The sequence below is a fragment of the Moraxella lacunata genome (assembly GCF_002027545.1).
Taxonomy (GTDB): domain Bacteria; phylum Pseudomonadota; class Gammaproteobacteria; order Pseudomonadales; family Moraxellaceae; genus Moraxella; species Moraxella lacunata.
Genome location: NZ_MXAN01000081.1, coordinates 52,896 through 75,135, shown reverse-complemented (window position 1 = coordinate 75,135; position 22,240 = coordinate 52,896). Strand labels below are relative to the sequence as shown.

At 46.2% G+C, this 22,240-nt stretch carries 20 protein-coding genes; 2 read left to right on the top strand and 18 right to left on the bottom strand.

The annotated features are described in order from the left end of the window. Window positions 1-42: 42 nt before the first annotated feature. Window positions 43-1,752: a type IV-A pilus assembly ATPase PilB gene (gene pilB, locus B5J94_RS11000; protein WP_079364133.1), complete on the bottom strand. Its 1,710-nt coding sequence runs from the start codon at window positions 1,750-1,752 to the stop codon at window positions 43-45. A 301-nt stretch (window positions 1,753-2,053) separates the two neighbouring features. Here pilB and tpiA point away from each other — a divergent pair, with 301 nt between their 5' ends. Together tpiA and secG are read left to right on the top strand one after the other, a co-directional pair. Beyond that, window positions 2,054-2,803, top strand: a complete 750-nt coding sequence (gene tpiA, locus B5J94_RS10995) for a triose-phosphate isomerase (protein ID WP_062498373.1) — start codon at window positions 2,054-2,056, stop codon at window positions 2,801-2,803. Window positions 2,804-2,813: 10 nt separating this feature from the next. Further along, on the top strand, window positions 2,814-3,110 hold the full coding sequence (gene secG / locus B5J94_RS10990) for a preprotein translocase subunit SecG (RefSeq protein WP_062498374.1): 297 nt from the start codon (window positions 2,814-2,816) through the stop codon (window positions 3,108-3,110). A 155-nt stretch (window positions 3,111-3,265) separates the two neighbouring features. Here the strand turns inward: secG and B5J94_RS10985 are convergent, their stop codons facing one another. The 17 genes from B5J94_RS10985 to B5J94_RS10905 all read right to left on the bottom strand — a co-directional run bounded on the left by B5J94_RS10985 (window position 3,266) and on the right by B5J94_RS10905 (window position 22,153). Next, the gene (locus tag B5J94_RS10985) at window positions 3,266-3,754 is read right to left on the bottom strand and encodes a hypothetical protein (RefSeq protein ID WP_062498375.1); all 489 of its coding nucleotides are present in this window, start codon (window positions 3,752-3,754) and stop codon (window positions 3,266-3,268) included. 161 nt (window positions 3,755-3,915) lie between these two features. Continuing rightward, the gene (locus tag B5J94_RS10980; protein WP_062498376.1) at window positions 3,916-5,688 is read right to left on the bottom strand and encodes a sodium:solute symporter family protein; all 1,773 of its coding nucleotides are present in this window, start codon (window positions 5,686-5,688) and stop codon (window positions 3,916-3,918) included. A 2-nt stretch (window positions 5,689-5,690) separates the two neighbouring features. Next, complete coding sequence (locus B5J94_RS10975; protein WP_062498377.1) at window positions 5,691-5,999, bottom strand: DUF4212 domain-containing protein; 309 nt, start codon at window positions 5,997-5,999, stop codon at window positions 5,691-5,693. A 185-nt stretch (window positions 6,000-6,184) separates the two neighbouring features. Continuing rightward, a complete protein-coding gene (locus B5J94_RS10970) occupies window positions 6,185-6,796 on the bottom strand; it encodes a 3'-5' exonuclease (protein ID WP_062498378.1) in 612 nt (203 codons plus the stop codon). Window positions 6,797-6,885: 89 nt separating this feature from the next. Then, a complete protein-coding gene (locus B5J94_RS10965; RefSeq protein WP_062498379.1) occupies window positions 6,886-8,664 on the bottom strand; it encodes an SWIM zinc finger family protein in 1,779 nt (592 codons plus the stop codon). A 26-nt stretch (window positions 8,665-8,690) separates the two neighbouring features. Beyond that, window positions 8,691-8,918 carry a hypothetical protein gene (locus B5J94_RS10960; protein ID WP_143821978.1) on the bottom strand — a complete coding sequence of 76 codons (228 nt, stop codon included), beginning with the start codon at window positions 8,916-8,918 and terminating at the stop codon, window positions 8,691-8,693. Window positions 8,919-8,938: 20 nt separating this feature from the next. Then, entirely contained in the window at window positions 8,939-9,931 is a 993-nt protein-coding gene (gene era, locus B5J94_RS10955) for a GTPase Era (protein WP_062498381.1), read from the bottom strand. A gap of 160 nt (window positions 9,932-10,091) precedes the next feature. Next, window positions 10,092-10,835 (bottom strand): ribonuclease III, encoded by a 744-nt coding sequence (gene rnc / locus B5J94_RS10950; protein ID WP_062498382.1) that lies wholly within the window; start codon window positions 10,833-10,835, stop codon window positions 10,092-10,094. 5 nt (window positions 10,836-10,840) lie between these two features. After that, window positions 10,841-11,233: a DUF4845 domain-containing protein gene (locus B5J94_RS10945; RefSeq protein WP_062498383.1), complete on the bottom strand. Its 393-nt coding sequence runs from the start codon at window positions 11,231-11,233 to the stop codon at window positions 10,841-10,843. A gap of 30 nt (window positions 11,234-11,263) precedes the next feature. Next, on the bottom strand, window positions 11,264-12,379 hold the full coding sequence (lepB, locus tag B5J94_RS10940; protein WP_062498384.1) for a signal peptidase I: 1,116 nt from the start codon (window positions 12,377-12,379) through the stop codon (window positions 11,264-11,266). 54 nt (window positions 12,380-12,433) lie between these two features. Continuing rightward, window positions 12,434-14,233, bottom strand: a complete 1,800-nt coding sequence (lepA, locus tag B5J94_RS10935) for a translation elongation factor 4 (RefSeq protein ID WP_062498385.1) — start codon at window positions 14,231-14,233, stop codon at window positions 12,434-12,436. A gap of 118 nt (window positions 14,234-14,351) precedes the next feature. Next, on the bottom strand, window positions 14,352-15,572 hold the full coding sequence (locus B5J94_RS10930) for a capsule biosynthesis protein (RefSeq protein ID WP_062498386.1): 1,221 nt from the start codon (window positions 15,570-15,572) through the stop codon (window positions 14,352-14,354). Between the two features lie 110 nt (window positions 15,573-15,682). Next, on the bottom strand, window positions 15,683-17,845 hold the full coding sequence (locus tag B5J94_RS10925) for a capsular polysaccharide biosynthesis protein (RefSeq protein WP_211271087.1): 2,163 nt from the start codon (window positions 17,843-17,845) through the stop codon (window positions 15,683-15,685). A 2-nt stretch (window positions 17,846-17,847) separates the two neighbouring features. Continuing rightward, the gene (locus tag B5J94_RS10920) at window positions 17,848-19,557 is read right to left on the bottom strand and encodes a polysaccharide biosynthesis/export family protein (protein ID WP_062498400.1); all 1,710 of its coding nucleotides are present in this window, start codon (window positions 19,555-19,557) and stop codon (window positions 17,848-17,850) included. A gap of 14 nt (window positions 19,558-19,571) precedes the next feature. Then, window positions 19,572-20,681 (bottom strand): hypothetical protein, encoded by a 1,110-nt coding sequence (locus B5J94_RS10915; protein WP_062498388.1) that lies wholly within the window; start codon window positions 20,679-20,681, stop codon window positions 19,572-19,574. Continuing rightward, a complete protein-coding gene (locus B5J94_RS10910) occupies window positions 20,659-21,330 on the bottom strand; it encodes an ABC transporter ATP-binding protein (RefSeq protein ID WP_062498401.1) in 672 nt (223 codons plus the stop codon). Before B5J94_RS10910 ends, B5J94_RS10915 begins: the two co-directional genes overlap by 23 nt. Window positions 21,331-21,340: 10 nt before the next feature. Next, on the bottom strand, window positions 21,341-22,153 hold the full coding sequence (locus B5J94_RS10905; protein ID WP_062498402.1) for an ABC transporter permease: 813 nt from the start codon (window positions 22,151-22,153) through the stop codon (window positions 21,341-21,343). Between the last annotated feature and the right edge of the window lie 87 nt (window positions 22,154-22,240).

The window sequence follows — 22,240 nt, the reverse complement described above, 5'->3', positions numbered from 1 at the left end:
ATTTGGGGGTCGGTTCATTGCATACCCTTATTGTGATAAAGATTATTCGCTCGTTACCCGATACATCTCTTGGATACTGGTCGTACCCTGCAAGACTTTCATAATACCCGAACGTCTCAAATCACGAAAGCCGTGTTTCATCGCTTCGTCTTTGATTTGAATGGCGTTGCCGTCTTCCATGATAATCCGAGCGATACTTGGGTAGATTTTCATCACTTCATAGATACCCACACGTCCCTTGTAGCCTTCACGACACTCAGAACAGCCCACAGGCTCATAGATGACATTATCAGGGTTGGCAAGGTCTTCTTCAGTAAAGCCCATTTCTAGCAGGCTCTGCTTAGGCACATTGGTCGGCTTTTTGCAGTTTTTGCACAGACGGCGAGCCAGACGTTGGGCAATCACTAAGTTTACCGATGTGGCGATGTTAAAGGAAGCAACACCCATGTTACGCAGACGGGTTAGGGTCTCAGGAGCGGAGTTGGTGTGTAGAGTGGATAATACCATGTGACCTGTTTGGGCGGCTTTAATGGCAATCTCGGCAGTCTCTAAATCACGAATCTCACCGACCATGACGATGTCAGGGTCTTGACGCAGGAACGCTTTTAGGGCGGAGGCGAACGTGAGGCCCACTTTGGGGTTGACGTTGACTTGGTTAATGCCTTCTAAGTTAATCTCCACAGGGTCTTCGGCGGTGGAGATGTTGGTCTCGGGCGTGTTCAGGATGTTAAGACCAGTATAGAGCGATACCGTTTTACCCGAACCTGTCGGGCCTGTGATAAGTAGCATACCTTGGGGTTTATCAAGAGCTTCTAAGAACAGCTCTTTTTGGTCAGGCTCATAGCCTAGTGCATCAATACCTAGCATCGCCGATGACGGGTCAAGAATACGCAGTACAAGCTTCTCACCAAAGAGTGTCGGACAGGAGTTCACACGAAAGTCGATGGCTTTGGTCTTGGAGATTTTTAACTTGATACGACCGTCTTGGGGGGCTCGGCGTTCGGAGATGTCCATTTGTGACATGACTTTAAGACGAGCAGCGATTTTACCTGCCAATTGTACTGGTGGGCGATTGATGATTTGGAGCACCCCATCCACACGAAAACGCACACGGTAAGATTTCTCATATGGCTCAAAGTGCAAATCCGACGCCCCCATGCGAATGGCGTCAAGGAGCATTTTATTGACAAACTTAACGACAGGGGCATCTTCACCACCGCCTGAATTGACGTCAGTACCCTCATCGTCTTCATCACCTGCTCCACCATCAAAGTCCCCTGACAGATCAACATCGCCTAGGTCACCCAATCCGCCACTACCCGAGTAGACGTTCTCAATCATTTTTTTGAGTTTATCTTCTTCAACAACAATGGTCTCAACGGTCAGCTTGGCATTAAATGAAATGGCATCAATGGCATCTAAGCGGGTGGGGTCGGACAAACCCACAAAGAGTTTATTGCCCCGTTTAAAGAGTGGCAATGCCCCATACTGATTAATTATTTTTTCATCCACCAAATCTTTGGGAATACTATCCTGAGATAAAGCATTCAAATCCAGTAATGGGTCGCCAAATTCATGAGCAAGCAGACTGGCAATCTTATTGGCAGGGGCAACTTTGTTTTGTACCAAATACGGCACAATCGCCATATTTTGCTGTTGGGCTTCGGTCAGTGCCTTGGCCATAGCATCAGGGGCGACCAGTTCATTTGACACCAAAATGTGTGCCAAACCACCAAAATTCGGAGCGGACATAATATTTTTCCAAATCATTTGCCAATGTTTATTAAAATCAAATGAGCGACAAATTTTAAAAGAAATGTGTCATCAGATAAAAATTGGCGTGAAAATTGCATATATTTTTGCTTATTTTACTCCAAAAATAAAAAATTTGCTGTGCTTTTAGCATAAAATTTTACTCAAAGAACAAAGTTTTGGGATTATCGGGAGAAACACCGCCAATAATACCGCCCATCATTTGTGTGCTGATTTTTTGGGGAATGTTTGCTATAATATGTTGCTAGGTTAAAATTACAATAGAGCCAAAGGAAATCCCATGAGCCAAAAATACGTCATCGGCAACTGGAAATTAAACCCTGCGACCGTATCAGACGCGGCCGCCCTTGCCACAAGCCTGCCTGCCAATGATGGCTGTACTGTGGGCGTGGTGCCGAGCCTTGTGCATTTATCAGCTGTCAAATCAGCTTTGGCGGACGGTATCCTGCTCGGCGTGCAAGACATCGCCCATAAGACGGCTGAGACAGGGGCATTTACAGGCGATGTATCGGCTTGCCAAGTGGCGGACGTGGGGGCGACTTTTACCCTTGTGGGACACTCCGAACGCCGTCAATATCATGGCGAGAGCGATGAGATTTTATCCGCCAAAATCGCCAACGCCTTTACCCACGGCTTATCCGTCATCTACTGCATTGGCGAGACCAAAGATGAGTATGAGCGTGGCGAGACGTTTGGGATTTTAAAAAACCAATTAGCCATTTTAAAGGCGTTTGTAAATCAAGCAGATGCCGATGCTGCCAAACTTATCATCGCTTATGAGCCTGTTTGGGCAATCGGCACGGGACTGACCCCAACCTTTGATGAAATTGAAAAAACACACCGCTTTATCAAAGACGAATTAGCTACATTTGGTATGACCACCCCCATTTTATATGGCGGTAGCGTGAACGACAAAAACGCCCCCGAATTTGCCAAATCAGATGTCATCGATGGGGCGTTGGTGGGCGGAGCGTCCTTGAAAACTGACAGCTTTACCGCCATTATCCACGCATTTAGCCAATCAAAATAACGAGAACACCATGTTTACATTTATCTTAGCCATTCATATCATTGTCGCCATTGCCTTATCAGGTCTCATACTCATTCAGCACGGCAAAGGGGCGGATGCTGGGGCAAGTTTTGGCTCTGGAGCGGCAGGCACGGTGTTTGGGGCTGCAGGTTCGGCAAACTTTCTAACTCGCACCACCGCCATCCTTGCCACCATATTTTTTTGCACGAGCTTGGCACTGGGTTATCACGCCCAACAAGAAGCTCGTGATCAACTACGCCTAGATGTGCCTGTGGCTGATACGTCCACACCTGCCAAAACACCGTGATTTGATGATGGACAGGGGCTGGGTTTTGCCAAACCCCTGTCATTGATGAATGCTACAAATTTTAAAACCCACATTTCAATGGCAAGTCATTTAGACATGGATTTATCGGCAAAATCAACAATACTTTTGTTTCCTCTTCTCTTTTTTGCCCTAGCCTAGCGACACACCAGCCCCACCGCCTTATCGGTATAGTCCAATTTTTGCCAATTAAGACGGCTAAAATCACGATTCATCACATAACTTTGCACGCCCTTTTGGCAGTCAAACAGCACGTCCAGCTTTTGGGCAGGTAAACGTCTTTCAAAAAAATACACCTGAGCTTGTTTGGTTGTCTCATCAAGGCTTACGACATTGGCGGTATCTAGCACCACAAATTGAAAAACTTGGGGCTTAATGTACGACCACGGACGAAACCACGTTGTCTTTGGCACGCTTGCCACCACCACGCTCCCATCGGGCAATTTGGCACTGGTATCGCCAAACCATTGGTATTCGCTGTACACCTGATAACTCATCATGCCAAGCCCTGCCATGATGGGAATGAACCATTTTGGCGTTTTTTTATAAAAAATCTTAATCGGCATGGCAAGCCCTGCAAATAAAAAGCCTGCAAAAATCATTGCCATAATGTCCCAAAACATCATATTTTTTCCTTAAAATATATTTTAAAAAAATAGAGTTACACACAGTGTCTAAACTCAACATTATCGCATTGAACAACACCCAAATTTTTATCATTATAAATCAAATCCATATAAAAAACTGCCTAAAACCGAGATTTTAAGCAGTTTTTGACGAGAGCCGATTAGTGGTCAACAGCAGCACCCGCTCCTTTTGGATAACGCACGCTTTCAACCAAGTCTTGAATCTCTTGTGATGGCGGTGCGGTCATGTATGACACAGCAAAGGCAACCACGAAGTTAATCAACGCTCCGATTGGACCAAAGCCTAGCGGACTAATCCCCATAATCCAACCTGATGTGTCATCGGCAAGCATATTAGTACCAGGGATAAAGAACCAGCCTTTGAATAGGAAAATGTACACGCACGTTACGATAAGACCTGCCAGCATACCTGCCACCGCCCCTTTGTCGTTGATGCGTTTTGAGAAAATACCCATCATGAGTGCAGGGAACAAGGACGAACCTGCAATACCAAAGGCAAGGGCAACCGTCTGGGCGGCAAACCCAGGGGGATTCATGCCAAGCCATGTTGCAATCGCAATCGCCACAATCATCGAGACGCGAGCGACATTGAGTTCGCCCTTATCGCTAATATCAGGCTTGATAACCATCTTAATTAGGTCGTGCGAGATGGCAGACGAGATGGCAAGTAGTAGACCTGCGGCGGTAGATAGAGCAGCAGCGATACCCCCTGCTGCGATGAGACCGATAACCCATGGTGGCAAGTTGGCAATCTCAGGGTTGGCAAGTACCATGATGTCGTTGTTTACGTCAAGCTCATTGCCTTTTAGACCTTTGGATTCGGTAGCGGCAAGGAAGGCTTCGTCTTTTGACTTGTCGTTATAGTAGTCAATTTTGCCATCATTATTTTTGTCTTCAAATTTTAAAAGACCTGTTTGCTCCCAGTTTTTCATCCACTCAGGGCGAGCTTCGTACTCAATGGGGGCAGACTGCGTGCCATTTGGATACACAGTATCCACCAAATTCATGCGAGACATCGTACCCACGGCAGGGGCGGCGGTGTATAGCAGTGCGATAAACACGAGCGTCCAACCTGCCGATGAACGAGCGTCCGAGACTTTATTTACTGTAAAAAAGCGGATAATAACATGGGGCAAACCTGCCGTGCCAATCATAAGCGACAAAGTCAATAAGAACATATTGAGCTTATCAGGCACATCGGCAGTATAAGCGGCAAAGCCTAAATCGGTAATCAGACCATCGAGCTTGGTAAGCATGGTTTCGCCACCTTCTACCGTGCCAAACATACCAAGGGCAGGAATAGGGTTGCCTGTCAAGTTAAGAGAGATAAAAATCGCAGGAACGATATACGCAATCATGAGTACGACATACTGAGCCACCTGCGTATAGGTAATGCCTTTCATGCCACCAAGCACCGCATAGAACAGCACGACAACAGCGGCGATGATAAGCCCTGTGTTTTTATCCACTTCCAAAAAGCGAGAGAACGCCACGCCTGCCCCTGTCATCTGCCCGATGACATAAGTGGTACACGCTAGGATCAGGCAGACCACCGCAATCAAGCGAGCAGGTTTTGAATAAAAACGGTCGCCGATAAAGTCAGGTACGGTAAATTTACCAAATTTACGCAAATACGGAGCAAGTAGCAAAGCAAGCAAGACAAACCCACCCGTCCAGCCCATAAGATAAGCAGACGCTGCATAACCGCCCATTGCAATCATGCCCGCCATCGAGATAAAGGATGCGGCACTCATCCAGTCCGCCCCTGTCGCCATGCCGTTTACCACAGGGTGAACACCGCCACCTGCGACATAAAATTCCTTCGTTGAGCCTGCTCTTGCCCAAATGGCAATCCCAAAATACAGGGCAAAGGACAGCCCCACAAAAATCAAGTTAATGGCAAATTGACTCATACTTAGTCCTCCTCAACGCCATATTTTTTGTCCAATTTATTCATTCGCCACGCATAAAAGAAAATCAAGGCGACAAAGGTCAAAATCGCTCCTTGCTGACCGAACCACAGCCCCAAATCTGTCCCCATAAAGCGAATGTCCATCAAGGCAGGACGTAGGATAATGGCAAAACCGAGCGAGACGACCGCCCAAACGACCAAACAGCCGATGATGATACGCACGTTGGCACGCCAATAGCCTTGGGCATCTGCTGGGGCATTGGGTGGTGGGGTGTTTGTTGTGGTGTGAGTGTTATTTGAAGTTTCTGACATTGCTTTCTCCAAAGTTGGTAAAAAAGCAAAGAAAGCAGATTTTGGTGGGTTTTCTCCCTTGAATAATTCATTGCTTCCTTGCAAATTACGGGTGTTTTTTGCACCTTGATTTAGAATAGCACAACTGTGAGCAATTGCAATAGTCTATACAAAAATTTTTTTGTTAATAAAAAGAATGACTATCATCAAACCCGCCGATGTTTTAACGCCAAATACATCATCGCCACATTGATGGCATCGTTTAGAGCATCATGGCGTGGCAGGTCGGGAATGCCTAAGGCGTTTACCATCGTTGCCATTTTTAGGTCAATCTCGGCATCATAATATTTATGGCGAGTCTCTTGGGCGTGGTAAATCCTTGATGTTTCTATTTGTTTTTGGGGTAGGGTTATCCCCGCCATCGGTTTTAAAAATTTATTGACCATCGCCACGTCATATTCCAAAAAATAGCCCACAAGCGTCCGCCCACCGACAAAGTCCAAAAACTGCCGTATCGCCGTTTCGGTGTCCAGCCCGTCCTTTAAATCTTTGGGGCGTAGTCCGTGTATCGTTACATTGGTGGCACTCATGATGCCTTCGGGTTTAACCAGCACATAAAAAGACTCGTCTGTCAAAATGCGATTACCCCGAATCTTAACCGCTCCGATAGAGATGATATGGGCTTCTTTGACGTTAAGGCTGGTGGTCTCACAGTCAAAACTCACAAGCTCATCAGGGTGCGGTTCGTATAGGGGCAGATAAGGGGAATTGGCAGGTAGGCGGTGCTTTGCCCAAGCGTGTTTTAGGGTGTGAAACATGGGTTTTCCTTATGATGAATGTCTTCCTTGTTAAATAGTGCATTAAAATACAGGGTTGTGCAAAAGGGTTTTTCCAATAAATTTTAACTCTATCCATAGATGGCAGGCAACTCTTCAACCAAAGTAGGACGTCTGGGTTTGGTGCGATATGTCGCCAGCCACTCATCCACCATCTGTTGCCACCGCCCATGATGGTCAGGCAGACACTTGGTGACTTTTTTAACCTGCCGAGCAAAATCACGATAAGCCTTTCGCCCTGACAAACTGCCCACAACCGTCTGCCAATGCTCATAAAACACCATCGCCAGCCAGTCGTGATTGTCCTTGTCTTGGCTTAATGTCTGGATATAATAGGTTAATAAATCCACATCGCCAAACATACGCAACAGGTCGCTAAGCCCTTTGATGTCTTGCTGTCTATCGTACAAATGTGCCAACTGACGTACCTTGATGTCATCCTTATCTTGGATGGTCTGATACAGCTCATCATGCCACGCCCGAGAGATGTCTTGCCATGTCTTATCATCAAAACAGCTTTGGTATTCATCTAAATACTTGTCACTAACACGGTGCTGATTATAACACCATGTCAATGCCAATGTCCGACCAGCTTCGTGCAGATAAGGCAAATGACGGTGTGATTTGGCAAGCTCAAACAAGCAAATATAAAAACTTTGCCTATCTTGATGACTCTCTGTGCCACTGATGGCATCTTTTAGACCGTCCATGGCTTTGTCGGCATTACCACTGTTCGCCATTTGCAAGGCTTGATGAATCCTGACTTTGGCAAGAGCATCATATTGCCCCACCAGAGCATCACTGTCTTTGCCCAACGCATCATAAATGGCAATTTTACTTAATATCAAAGCGTCCACATCATGATGACCCAATCGCTGAGCCTGCGTGATAAGCCCATCTAGGTATGCCATCGCCCCATCTTGCTCACCCTTTGCCCATAAGCAATCAAAATAAAACCGCTCAATATTTGGATAAAATTCATACCGCCTGCGAACGTAAGTCTGTGCCCATGCTTGTGCTGACATCAGGGTCTTATCCAGTTTTGATGACCCCGACGACTGATACAAAACAGGACGATAACTCCAGCTTGGCTCATAGTCAAAACCGCCAAACAAATGCTCTGCCAACACCCCAAAGCAGTGATTGAGCGAACACTCAACCTCGACATCAACCATCATCTCATCAAACAATGCCAGCACCTTATCAATCCATATCAAGGATAAAGCCACTTGGTCTGATGGCTTGGTAACTTGTGCCATCAGTTGCATCAGTGCCAAACTTGCATCATCAAAAACAAACTCTTCATAATCACGGACATCCACCATCGATAAGATGTCATTGACCTGCTTACTGAATGTATTTAGGAGCTTTTGCTCAGTTATATCATGCGACTGCTCGCCTTGACGATTGGCACAAAACAGTACCCAATCATCACGAACATGCTGATATTTTCTGTCTAATGATTTAATAAAATCAATGAGTTCATCTTTATCGTAACGCCCCATGCTCTCATAGAAATCATCAGCCACCGAACACACTCCCTGCTTTTTTGATGACAAGCACGACGTGATGTCATCTAGATTCTCCTTCATGGCATACAGCACCGCCACCATGTGTTTGCAGTTATCCCAGTATTCACAATTACAGGTCAATGACTCAATGCACAGCTCATCCTTTGAGTGTGATAGTGCCACTCTCACCTGATAACGGCGACTGCCACGCACCACTGCCGTGTAATACCCATCGCCATCATGTTGCAAAGACAGTACATCATCAGAAGCATGGTAGGCTTGCCCACGCTTGATGATGGTCTGTGTAAATAGCTGATGAAAATCACTAAAAGGTATCATGGGTTTTAATTAGAAGCTTTCATGGGCTATTTGGCAATTTCTTGGATAAAAAATTGGCTACAAACCACCTTTTTATCATCATTGTCAAACGTGATAATGCCACGTTCTTGGCGTATTTTTGCAACTTGATATTGTTGAATTTGCCCACCAATTTCACATTGTACGTCAAAAACATGATTTTTACTTGCAGATATTTTACCATTTGACACAGCTACCACCGCAATCAGTACAATCACAATGCTTAGCAAAATCATCTCTTGACTACCCATTTATCTTAATACCCCAAACTATTTAACGCCCGCTCATCATCGCTCCACCCTTTTTTGACTTTGACCCACAAGGTAAGCATGATTTTTTTGTCAAACAGCTTTTCCATGTCTTGACGGGCTTCTACGCCGACTTGCTTAATGCGTGAGCCTTTGTCGCCGATGACAATGGTTTTTTGCCCTGCCCGCTCCACAAAAATGGTCGCATCAATAAACGTTACTGCACGTCGCCATTTGCCTGTCTCGGAGTCTTTGTGAGCAGGCTCATCTTTGAAGGTGTCAATTTGCACGGTCAAATCGTACGGCACTTCATCACCAGACGCTCGCATGATTTTTTCACGGATAATCTCGCTTGCCAAAAACCGCTCACTGCGGTCGGTAATCTGCTCGGGGTCAAAAATGGGCGGACGGGTCGGCAAAAAGCCTGCAATCACGTCCATAAGCCTATCCAAATTATGCCCACGCAAGGCGGATACAGGCACAATGTCAGCAAAATCAAAACTTTCTTGGTATTCGCCAATCAGGGGCAAAAGTTTGGATTTGTCCTTAATGGTGTCGGCCTTGTTGATGACAAGCACCACAGGCAAATTGGTCGCTGATAGCTTTTCAAGAGTCAAAAGGTCATCTTCTCGCCACTGGATACTGTCTACCACAAACAGCACTAAATCCACGTCTGACAAGGCGGACACGGCGGTTTTGTTCATACGCTCGTTGATTGCCTTGACTTCTTTGGTGTGAATACCGGGGGTGTCGACAAACACCATTTGACAAGTGTCGTTGGTCAAAATGCCATGAATGCGATGACGTGTGGTCTGCGGTTTACGGCTTGTAATGGACAATTTTTGCCCAAGCAAATGGTTCATGAGCGTGGATTTGCCCACGTTGGGGCGACCGACAATCGCCACAAACCCTGCTTTAAAGTCATCAGAAATCACAGGCGTGGGATTGTCATTAAAAAAGGCGGAAATGGTGTCGTTGTTTTGGTCGTGTGTGTCGGTCATGGTTTTCCTAAATTGTAAAAATAAGGGGCAATGCTGTCATTATATAACGACAGCACAGGCGGGGCAAATGGTATTTGTAAATGTGGGAATTGGTTGGGGATTATTGGTAATAATGGGCGAATATGATTCGCCCCTACGGTTCAGAAATTTAAAATATAATTTATAACGCCTTAGGCTTTTCTAATTTATTGAGCTGATTTATCATCCGCTCAGCACATTTTTGCTCGGCAATGCGTCTGCTCTCGCCCGTCTCGGTAATGGGCGTACAGTCCGCCACCGCCACAGTGCATTCCACCACAAAAGTTTGGTTGGGGGCGTTGCCAATGGTGTCCATGAGCGTATAAGTTGGCAGGGGCAATTTGTTGCCTTGTAGCCATTCTTGCAAGCGAGATTTGGCATCTTTTAGCACTTTTTCTTCGCCCACTTCGGTAATCAAGGTCTCATACCAGCATTTAACCAAGCCTTTCACTCGCTCAATGTCGCCACTGTCCAGATACACGGACGCCAAAATCGCCTCCACCGCATCAGCCAAAATACTGGCACGGTGTCGCCCACCACCCTTACGCTCGCCCACGCCCAGTATCAGATGAGATGACAACTCCAACTTCTCAGCAATTTGCACAAGGGTCTCTTGGCGTACCAATGTGGCACGCATACGGGTGAGCTTCCCTTCGTCATGACGGGGAAAAAAGGTAAATAACGCCTCGGCAATCACCGCCCCAAGCAGGGCATCACCCAAAAACTCCAACCGCTCATAGCTCATCTTGGGGTCATACGAGCGGTGCGTTAAGGCACGTCTGAGCAAATTGGGATCATTAAAGGTATAGCCCAATTTTGAACAAAGGACAGGATAGCCCTGCTCAAAGGTGGCAAAATGAGTTGGCAATGTGGTGTGCTTGGACATAACTCTTACTTGGCATCTTCTGCGGTAATCTCTTTTTCAAAGCGATTGACAATAAAGGTCTCGCCATAGAAGTTGCTTTCTACCTCATATTGGCTTTTAACTGCCAATGCCCCAGGGGTTTTGTTGGTAAAGATAAGCATTTCTTCTGGCTTGGTGTTGTAGTTGGCATTGATAGACAACTGCTGAGACAGGTTCTGCATGAACTGACGTTCGGTTTGTTTGGCATCATTGGCTTTTTTTAGCTCGCCTGCCACCAGTTTGGTAAATTGATAATCGCCCACATAGGCAGGAATAATACCAAGCCCTAGCTTGATGATGATACCTGCCATCGCCAAACCGACAATAATCGTGGTAACACTCGCCCCACGTTGGTTGGTTAATGAAGTTAATTGTTGCATGTTACACCTATTTAAGTTTATGCCAAGCGACTAATCAATCGCTCCTGCTCGCCCAAAGCTGGGTAGATTAAGCCCCGCCTCTTTGTGCATCCAAATATAAGTCGCTCTGCCCGCCAGATGGCTCTCTGGCACAAAGCCCCAAAACCGCCCGTCTTCACTGCGGTCTCTGTTATCGCCCATGACAAAATACTGTCCGCTTGGCACAGTAATCTGCCATGCCGTACCGCCTGATGTGGCAGTTTGTGGTGAATTTTTTAATAAAAATGGAGCGATGGACGCACTATTTAAATCACCCAAATAACGCACAACATACTCATGCTCGCCCAATGTTTCACGATAATAGTGAGCGTGCTTTTCTTCTTCTATGCCATATCTGGCACGCTCTTCATCAGACAGGCGATGATTCTCAATGACAGCCGGCATGAGCTTGGCATTGAGCTTGTCTGTCATTTGGTAATCCACAGGGGTTGTATCTACCGCTTGTCCATTGATAGACAGTACGCCATTGGCAAACGCCACCGTATCTCCTGGCAGACCTATCATGCGTTTGATATAATAGCGTTTAGGGTTCTCTGGATAGCGAAATACCACCACATCGCCATGCTTAGGACTGCCCGTATTTAAAATCTTGGTATGTGTAATCGGCAATCTTAGCCCATAGGATGCTTTATTGACAATGATAAAATCACCCGTGTAAAGGCTTGGCACCATCGAGCTTGATGGGATATTAAATGGCTCAATCACAAACGAACGCACCAACACGATGATGAGCAAGATGGGCAGGTATTCGTACGCCCATTGCACCAATTTTGGCTCAACCGCTGGCTCGCCCACATTCATCCCCGCCTGCTTTTGTGCTTCGGCTAGGGTGCGTCTGGCTTCATTATAGGCAAGCGACTGATTTTTTAACATCTCTGGCGTGTGCTCATTGCCAATAAACTCAGCTGGTGCCTCATCATGCCCAAAACGCACCAGTGTCGCTTTAAACTCTTTTTCCACTTGTTCTAAGTGCGTCTGAGCGTGCGAGATGAGCTTGGTTTGTTTGGCGACCAATTTATGCTGTTTTAACACAAATTTATCTGCCAAATACGCCACCAGTAGCACCAGCGTAACAGGCACCAAGATTAAATTAATGTCAAATTCCACAAGCCACCTTTATTATAAATATTTGCAAGTTTTATACCAATTTAGCACGCTAGCCTAGCCGTCCACTTTTAGCACTGCCAAAAACGCCTCTTGGGGGATTTCAACACTGCCCACCTGTTTCATGCGTTTTTTACCTGCTTTTTGTTTTTCTAAGAGTTTCTTTTTACGGCTCACGTCCCCACCATAACATTTTGCCAAAACGTCTTTACGCATGGCTTTGACGGTAGAACGGGCAATAATCTGTGAGCCTATCGCCGCTTGAATGGCAACATCAAACATCTGTCTTGGAATCAGCTCTTTCATTTTTTCAACAAGCTGATTGCCACGACGGCGAGCGTGTTCTTGGTGGCAAATCATCGCAAGGGCATCCACTTTTTCGCCATTGATAAGCACATCCACACGCGCCAATTTGTCCGCTTGATAGCGTTCAAATCCATAATCCAAGGACGCAAAACCACGACTTGCCGATTTTAATTTATCAAAAAAGTCCATGACCACCTCGCCCATCGGAATATCAAAGACGACTTGCACTTGGCGAGCCATAAACTTCATGTCCACCTGCACGCCACGGCGTTCAATGGCAAGCGTGATGACGTTGCCCAAATACTCCTGCGGAACCAAGATATTACAACGAGCAATCGGCTCACGGAACTCCTGTATCACGCCCGTATCGGGGAGCTTGGACGGGTTATCTACATAGACAATCTCGCCATTTTTTTTGACAACTTCATAAATCACGGAAGGAGCAGTGGTAATCAAATCAAGGTCGTATTCACGCTCCAAACGCTCTTGGATAATCTCCATGTGGAGCATGCCCAAAAAGCCACAGCGAAAGCCAAAGCCCAACGCCTCGGACGTGTCAGGCTCAAAAAATAAGGCAGAGTCGTTGATTTGGAGCTTTTGTAAGGCTTCACGGAATTTTTCAAAATCAGACGAATCAATAGGGAACATACCCGCATACACCTGCGGAGTTACCTTTTTAAAGCCAGCAATACTATCGACCTCAGGTGTTTTGGCAAGGGTAATGGTGTCGCCCACAGGAGCCCCTGCGATGTCCTTAATCCCTGCAATGATAAAGCCCACCTCACCTGCTTGTAGGATATTTGTCTCCAAGCGCTTTGGGGTAAACACACCAATAGACGTAACCAAATGGCTCTCGCCTGTGGATTTGATAAAAATCTTATCGCCTATCTTAACCTGTCCTTCACGCACACGCACCAAAGACACCACGCCCAAATAGTTATCAAACCATGAGTCAATAATCAAGGCTTGTAAGGGGGCATCTCGGTCGCCTTGTGGAGCAGGGATTTTCTCCACTAGGGCTTGTAGCAATTCATCAATGCCCACGCCTGTTTTGGCAGATACTCGTGGAGCGTCCACCGCCTCAATGCCGATAATATCCTCAATCTCCTCGATGACACGCTCAGGCTCAACCTGTGGCAGGTCAATTTTGTTTAACACAGGCAATACTTCTAAGTCCTGCTCAATGGCGGTGTAGCAGTTTGCCACGCTTTGAGCCTCCACGCCTTGGGCGGCGTCCACCACCAGTAACGCCCCCTCGCACGCCGCCAGACTTCTTGACACTTCATAAGAAAAGTCCACGTGTCCGGGGGTATCGATAAAGTTTAGTTGGTATCTTTGACCATTGGGGTGATTGTAGTATAAGGTTACCGACTGGGCTTTGATGGTAATGCCACGCTCACGCTCAATATCCATGCTGTCAAGCACCTGAGCCTGCATTTCACGGTCAGACAGACCGCCACACACCTGAATAAAACGGTCGGCAAGGGTCGATTTGCCGTGGTCAATGTGGGCGATGATAGAAAAATTACGGATATGAGAAAGTGCGGTCATGATGTCTATAAAATTTAAATGATAACAGGATATTGTAGCAGTTTTTTAAAAAAATGCCTATAAAAATTCATCACGGTGTGATAAATGATAAATATGGTGGTTATAAAAAAGCTTTGGTTTATTTACTTGTCATCACATCCTGTGCCAAACTTTGGTAAAATCCTGACAGCTCCCACGGGGCTTTGCCATAAAACGAGCCGTTTAACTGCGTTTGCTCGATGAGATATTCCCTAAATTTTAGATAAAAATCACGGTCAGGGGCAGTCGGATTTGCCCAAAATTCATCCAAAGACTTCTGGTCAGTCAGCCCTGCCACATCATACAAGGCACGCCCCATGATTTTGGTGGGTTTTTGATGATATACCGACTGCAATGCGGTGGTGCTGTTCACCGTAATCATGCCAATGCTTGCTTTCATCAGGCTTGGCAGGTGCATGTCACATCCATAAAACACCCTGCCCTGCACCCCAAGCTCATCACCCAGCTTGGCAATCATGCGAGTGTAGTCACGATGTCCACGGTCTAGCGGATGATGTTTAAACAGCAGGCTCGTGCCACTGGGGGCATGCTTGGCAAAACTTATCATGACTTCGCTGATAAAATCACGCACGTCCTGATAGTCACTGTGATGACTGATTTGTGAGTCGTTATGCACCTGCAAACTCACCAGATAGAAGTTTTTCTGCCCAACCAGTCGCTCTTGCAAACGCTTGTCCGAATGATAACGAGTAAACTTACGCACAGGGGCTTTGACCCACGCCCACGCTTCCGCCCATAGGGACAAGCCCCGATAATGCTCATAATGCGGATATCGCCAGCTCCCCACAAACACCGCCACATAATACACCATGCTCGCCACACACAGCCGATAAAAACGGTTGTCGGTAAATTGTGGCTTGTCATTTGCCCGTTGCAGGGTATCAATGAGCGTTGAGTCTAACCGTGAATAGCCGTTAATGCCATGCTCTTCTAGGGTGATATAATCAGGTCGCAGATAACCCTCTTCAAAGACAAAAAAGGCAATGCCCAACCGCTTACACACCTGCCGTGCAATCTCATGATAGGGGCGACAGTCGTTAAAACAGACCACCGCTTTTAGCTGTTTGTCATCAATGAGCTTGGTTAAAAATTCATCAAACTCACTTTGACGCCCCCGAAAATTACTCATCTTGTCTTTGTGGCAATAAAAAAGAGCGTCGCCTGCATTAAAATTGACCTTATGTACTCGCCTTCCCTCACTCATCAAAAATGTGGCAAAACGACAAAAAAACGTCCCCATTTTGCCCTGTAATAGCAAAATGTCATCATGAGATAGCAGGCGTTTTAAGGTTAAAGACATAGACAATCAAAGAAGCAAAAAATGATAAAAACTAACAAATGGAAATAAAAACTGATTAAAATACAAACAGTTGGCTGATGTATTTTATCATAGTTTTTATACAATTTTTTTTACCATATGATGATTTTGCGTAATTGCATGGCGGTGGTTTTGGCGTTTTGGGTCAGTCGTTTGGCAAGACTTGGCTTGGCGGTATGGTCTTGATTGTACAAATACTCAATCACTTGCTCGGGCGTGGCAAGTCCTACCCCATGTGGCAAATGATACATAGGATAACTAATAAGCGTGCCATAAATCAGCTCATCTAGCGTCAAGGCAGGCAGATTGGGGCGGGTGCGTCTGTTTAAGGCATTGTTTTTTAAAATATTATCAGGCTCAATCACATCATCGGTCAGCCCAAAACCTGCATAAAACGGCAAACCATAACACACCACCGACTTGCCACGCAGTAAGGCCTCAAACCCTGTCAAAGAGCTTATTGTATGCACCACATCACACACATCCAAACAATCAGGCATGGCGACATCGTGGGCGATAACATCCGCCAGATGATGATTGTCCGCCTTGCCGACCCGTAGCCCTGCTTCCACATCGGGGTGCGGTTTGTAGATAATCACATCATCAGGAAAATCGGCTCGCACCCTTGCCAAAAGCTCGCTGTTTTTTTTAATCACGCTCGTACACGTCTGTACAGATGCATCATCTTCAACTTGTCCGACCACCAGGCGAATGGGACGGTTTGATTTTAAACTATTGATTTGTCTGATAAAATCATGGTTTTTGGTGGGGACGTTGTATTTACTCACTCGTTTGGTTAAAAGCAGTTCGTGCAAATGTTTGGCACGCTGTATTTCATCATCAGTTAGATAAATACTGCTTAAAATCCGCTCCAAACGACTCGGAGCGGTTGCATCAAAATAAACCCCCACATCGTCCATAACCACCGACAACGGGGCGATGAGTGTTGCTCCCAAGCCATTTGAGCGGATAAAGCCGTCTTCCATGCACCAAATGGCAGGATTTGTCATGCCACGTTGGGCAAGTTTATCTTTTAACAGGCGTTTGGATTTTTGCCCCCACACGACATAATTAGTAGTGTTTGATAAAGTATTAAATATCTGACTATCGGCACGTTTGGCACGTTTTTCATTGATACCATACGGCAAAAAAAACCACCATTTGGTTTTGGGCTTAATGGTCAAATTTACCTTATCAAACCCCAAAAACCCCCGCACAAATGGCACTTTCCAGCGACTAAAATCGTAAACAAGGAGTTCGCTACCGAGCTGATTTTGCCAATCACGGTTGGTGATGAGATAGTCCATCACCGTCTCAATGTCGCACGCACCCCCTGTGACAGGATTGGCATAATGGCTATACCGCACATAACTGGCATAAAAAAGCTGGCTAAGGCTTGCCTGTGTGATGTTTAATGCTTGATAATGACGGATAAGATTTTGATATATCGGTGTATTTTTAACAAAATCATCATCGGTCAAACCAAACCCTGCGTACCAATTTACGCCAAAATTATGTACCGTTTTGGCAAGCATTAACGCCTCAAAGCCCATGTGTGAGCTGACCGTATAGACCGCTTGGACTTGACGGATAAGGGCGATGGGGTTACAGGGTGTATCTAGATAGAACGGCGGGGCGATGTCGGTCGGGGCAAAATAGCCCTTGCCAGCAGGATGTGCCTTTATCCAAATATTAGCATCGGGATAACGCTCTTTGGCGTGGACAAGCATGGCAAAAAAATTATCCGCAGTCGCCCCTGCTCCGGTGATGGAGGCATCATTTGCCACTTGGTCAATGATGATAATGTGGGGCTTGTCGTTATTTGCCAAGATGGATAAATCAGGGGCAGTGGTGGTTTGGTTGTATTTGGAGAGTTTATGGCTGATGATTTTGTTAATCAACTGCTGTGCGTGTCGTTCTTTGTCATCACTCCACTGTGCCACGCAATCGGCGATGAGTGCTTGCAAACGGTTGGGGGTAGTTAGGTCAAAATACACGCCCAAATCGTCTTTGATAAAACTCGCCCCCACGCTGTGTATGCCACTGCCGAGCGAGCGTAAAAAGCCGTCTTCTACTGTGATAAGTGGTAAGCTGTGTGTATCTGCAAAAGCGGTCGCCTTGCTACGGCTTGGTTTTTGTCCCCATGCGATGACGGCTTGGACGGTTTTGTCTTGATAAACAATATCCGCCCCAAGTGCCACGCCAAGTAAGGGATTATTTTTAATAATCCCTCGTGTGGCACAAGACAAACGCACCATCAGAGCTTGACAATCACACCTGTCGCCACAGCAAGCTGATAGATGACCTGTGCAATACCACGAGCAATCTCAACACGGCGAGTTTTGACTTTTGGCAACACCATAATCTCATCGCCCTGCTGTATGCGATAAGCGGTGTTAACCACGCTGGTTTCGCCGTTTTGGTGCATGACCAAAATCTCATCGCTGTCGGCATTGTCATCAAATCCGCCCGATTTGGCGATGTAGTCGCCCACCGTCAAATCAGCATTAAAGGTCAACGCCCCTTGGTTACGCACTTGTCCATTTACGGTGATGACGGACGTTTGGGCAGGGATATGAATGATGTCGCCCTGCTCCAAGATGATGTCCTGCCATGAGTTTGGCACCACCACCACACGCCCTGTCGGCTCAATACGGCGAGCCTTGGCAATGAACTGCCCCACCAATTTGGCATCCTCAGCACGCAACTGTGCCTCTTCTCGGGTTGTGGACTGAGTAGCCAGTGTCATCTCTTCTAGGCGGTCTAAGGCTCGGTTGATGGATGCTTTTTGGCTTGCCTTGACTGACTCACGATAGATGGTCAGGTTGTTGACATTGGCAAGGCTAGACGGTTCAAGCTGGGCGATGACGTCTTTTAATCTTGCCCCATACGGCAACACCACCGCTCCATTGCCCTTATGAGCCCCCGTGACTTGCACCGCTATCGTCCCTGCATGGCGGTCGGAGGTGACCACGAGCGTGTCGCCATTTTGGACAGGGATATTTCGTGCTTCATTTAGAGCATAGTACTCTGCCGTCTTGGCTTTGCCTGAGGCTCGGGTAATGCTAACGTTGGTAGCATCTGGCAAGGGGTTTGCAACAGCGAGTACGTCCGAGATGGTCAAGTCATTGACCCCAAACTCAAAGACATATTCGTTTTGCACCCGACCTGAGATGGCAAAGGTTTGCTTTTGGGGAGCGACATTAATCACGTCCCCATCTCTAAACGCAAAGGGCGACAAGCGACCCATGATAAGAAAATCATACAGGTTAATTTGTTGGACAACTTGACCGCCACGCAGGATTTGCACATCAATATAACTGCCACGCTTAGGGTCCACGCCCCCTGCACGGTCAAGATACGACAGCACACTATCGGCCGCCAGTCCGCCATAGTAGCCCGGTTGATTGACAAAGCCTGTGACAAATACCTTGACAGGTTGAGCTTGCTCCAAAGACGCATACACGCCCACATTAGAGCGGTAAATCCGCCCTATCGCCGACTGTACCACACTTTGTAGTTGTCCATTTCTCACACCTGCAATGCGTACTGGCCCGACATTTGGCAAAAAGATATTACCCTGCGGGTCAACGGTCATCGTGGCGGCGTACTGATACGCCCCCCACATTCGCACCTGCACATTATCACCAACATTGATGACATAGTTGTCATTAAAAGTGGAGCCTGACGTGGTAGAAAACGCCCCACGAAAGAGCTGTTCACCAAAAATACGTACGTCCGTTTTGACATTTTGAATGACAGGATTGTTATGAATGATGGCATGAGTTGGCATGCTTGCCATCGCCACCGCTTCGGCCGTGGTTGCCTGAGATGGTACATTTTTGCCATTAACCACCCCTGCCAGTCTGCCCGTATTATTATCCATGGCAAAATTGGTGTTGGCAATGGCAACGCAATTTAGCATCAAAGCAGTGGCTAAGGGTATTTTTGTTAGCAAATGTTTCATTGTTTTATTTTCCATTATTTGGCATGGTCTTTGATGACCGCCAACACCAACACGATAAAACCATACAAGATGAGCAGCAACACCAATGATGTACCCAAAACATAGCCCATGCGAGGGTAGAGAGCATCTTCTGCCCGATGAGGGGAGGTGATGACCACCAGATTTTTAATCTTACGCATGACCTCAACTCGAGAACTCTCCAAAGAATTCAAGGCGATTTTATAAAGCTCATTAGCAAATTCAGCCTCTGCTTTTAGGGTCTCAAATTCTAATGCTTTGGCATTTAGCTTGGCATCTTGTGATGATGTTAATTTGGCCTGCTCATCTTTGATTTGTTTTTCTACTGAATTTATCTGACTACGCAGGCTCACCACTTGCGGAGCCTCTGGGTTTAGGTAACTAAGCAGCTGTCGCTCTTCGGTGCGTAACGTACTTAACTGTCCCTGCAAGGTAGCGATGACCTGATTGACCATCTGGGCGTTAAGCTGTGGATCAAAAATCTCATTTTGGTTTTGGTAGTCAATGACAGCTCTTTTGGCATCGTTGAGTTTTTGTTCCGCTTCGGCGGCCTGGGCAGAAACAAAGGCAAGTTGTTCGCCAGCTGTGTCCTTGGAGACTTGATTGACGAACTTCTCCGATTCACGCAAGATGGCTTGGTTGAGCCTTAGAGCATATTCTGGTTCAAAACCCTCGGTTGTTACTGTAAGCATATAGCTAAGTTCATCCAGTGATACCGAAACCCGCTTTTGAAAATACTCATGCAACTCTTCTTGGGTTGCGTCAGCAGGGATTTCATTGATAAAATCCACGCCATTAATGCGATAAGCTTCACGAAACTTAAACTCTGTATCTAACTTATTTATCATATCATCAGATAAGATGTACTTGGTCAGATACAGAGCATCTTCACGGTTGGTGTTATTCACCCCAAGCAGTGATGAGATGCCTGTGGCGGATACACCCTGCTCGGAGACTTGCTTGATGACCACGTTGGATGTGCTGACATAACGTGGGTGAGCCAATACGAGTGTATAAGCACTGATGGCAAGCCACGGCAAAACCACCACCCATATAAATAGGGTAGCAACTGGGCGATTACGCTTATTTTTTAGCTTTATGAACATATTCGTTATACACCTCAATGGCTTCTTTGGGGTCAGCAAAAACTTTGGCGGTTTGATCCATCAGTACAATACCAATATCACAGTTTTTCTCAATCTCTTTTAGATTATGCGACACCATCAAAAATCCCGCCTGCTCACGGCGAGCTTCTAATATCTCTTCACTGCGTTTACGAAACGCTGCATCACCGACCGCACTGACTTCATCTAACATATAATAATCAAAATCAAAGGCAAGCGACAGCCCAAAAGTCAGTCGTGAACGCATGCCTGATGAGTAACTTTTGACTGGCATGTCAAAGTATTTGCCAATATCAGCAAATTCCTGAACAAAACGAATCTTCTCATCAATATAATCACCACTAGAATACAGACGACACACAAAGCGGACATTTTGTCTGCCTGTCAAACTGCCTTGAAAGCCTCCTGCCACACCCACAGGCCAACTGATGGTGCTGTCAGTCAGCACGTCGCCCTCATCAGGGGTGTCCAACCCACAGATGATGCGTAGCAGTGTGGATTTGCCCGCCCCATTTCGTCCAAGCAGTCCTACCGACTGCTTATGGGCAATCGTCAGATTTAGCCCCTTAAAGAGATAATGGCGACCGTGTGGGGTCATAAAAGATTTGGTTATATTTTTAATCTCAATCATGTCTGTATCATCATTTGGCACGAATCAAATCACGCTCAAAAGCTTTATATAGCAGCAGTCCCAAAAAATTGACACACATCGTCCATTTGACAAAATACCACATGTCTACATGATAAATCGGATACGTGGGCGAGAGTGAATGTCTTATCATTTCTAAGTTGTGAATGAATGGGTTGTACATCAGGTATGACAAATACGGCTCAGGCACCATATGTACCGAATAAATCACCCCTGATGCAAAGTATAACACCGTAAAGATGATGCTGATGATTTTACTAAGCTCACCACCATAATGCCCCACAATCATGAGTATCATGGCAAGTCCAAAAGCAAAAAAGAACATCATCAGCCAACAAAGTAGCACCATATCCAAATGTGCCACACTAAACCCAACCCCAAAAAACGCCAGTCCACACAATAAAATGACAAAAGTGATAAAATAAATCACCAGCTCCAAAAACGAGCGAGCGATAATCACATCAATATGCCGTACCGCCCGATACATGAGTAATCCTGCATTAGCAGAGACCGCTCCTAGTGAGCGAGTGGCGATTTTTTGCATCATAAAAAACGGCGCAAACCCTGCCACCAAAAACAGCATATAATCCATGCCAGGCAAGGCACGTTTCATGATGGCTCCAAAGATAATCATCATAATCGCCATTTGCAAAATGACTTCTAAGGGAGCCCACAGATAACCCAAACGATAACTGCCAAAACGGGTCTGTAACTCACGCATGAGCAGGGCATGAAACGCTGCACCCATGACAGCCAATCCACTGCGTTTTTTTATCGGTCGGTATGGGGGTAGCTCAATGGACATGACTGTGCCAAAATAGAATGAATAAGATAAAATGATGACGGCTAAAATTTTTGGTATTGTAGCATAAACCATCAAAAATTACCAAAA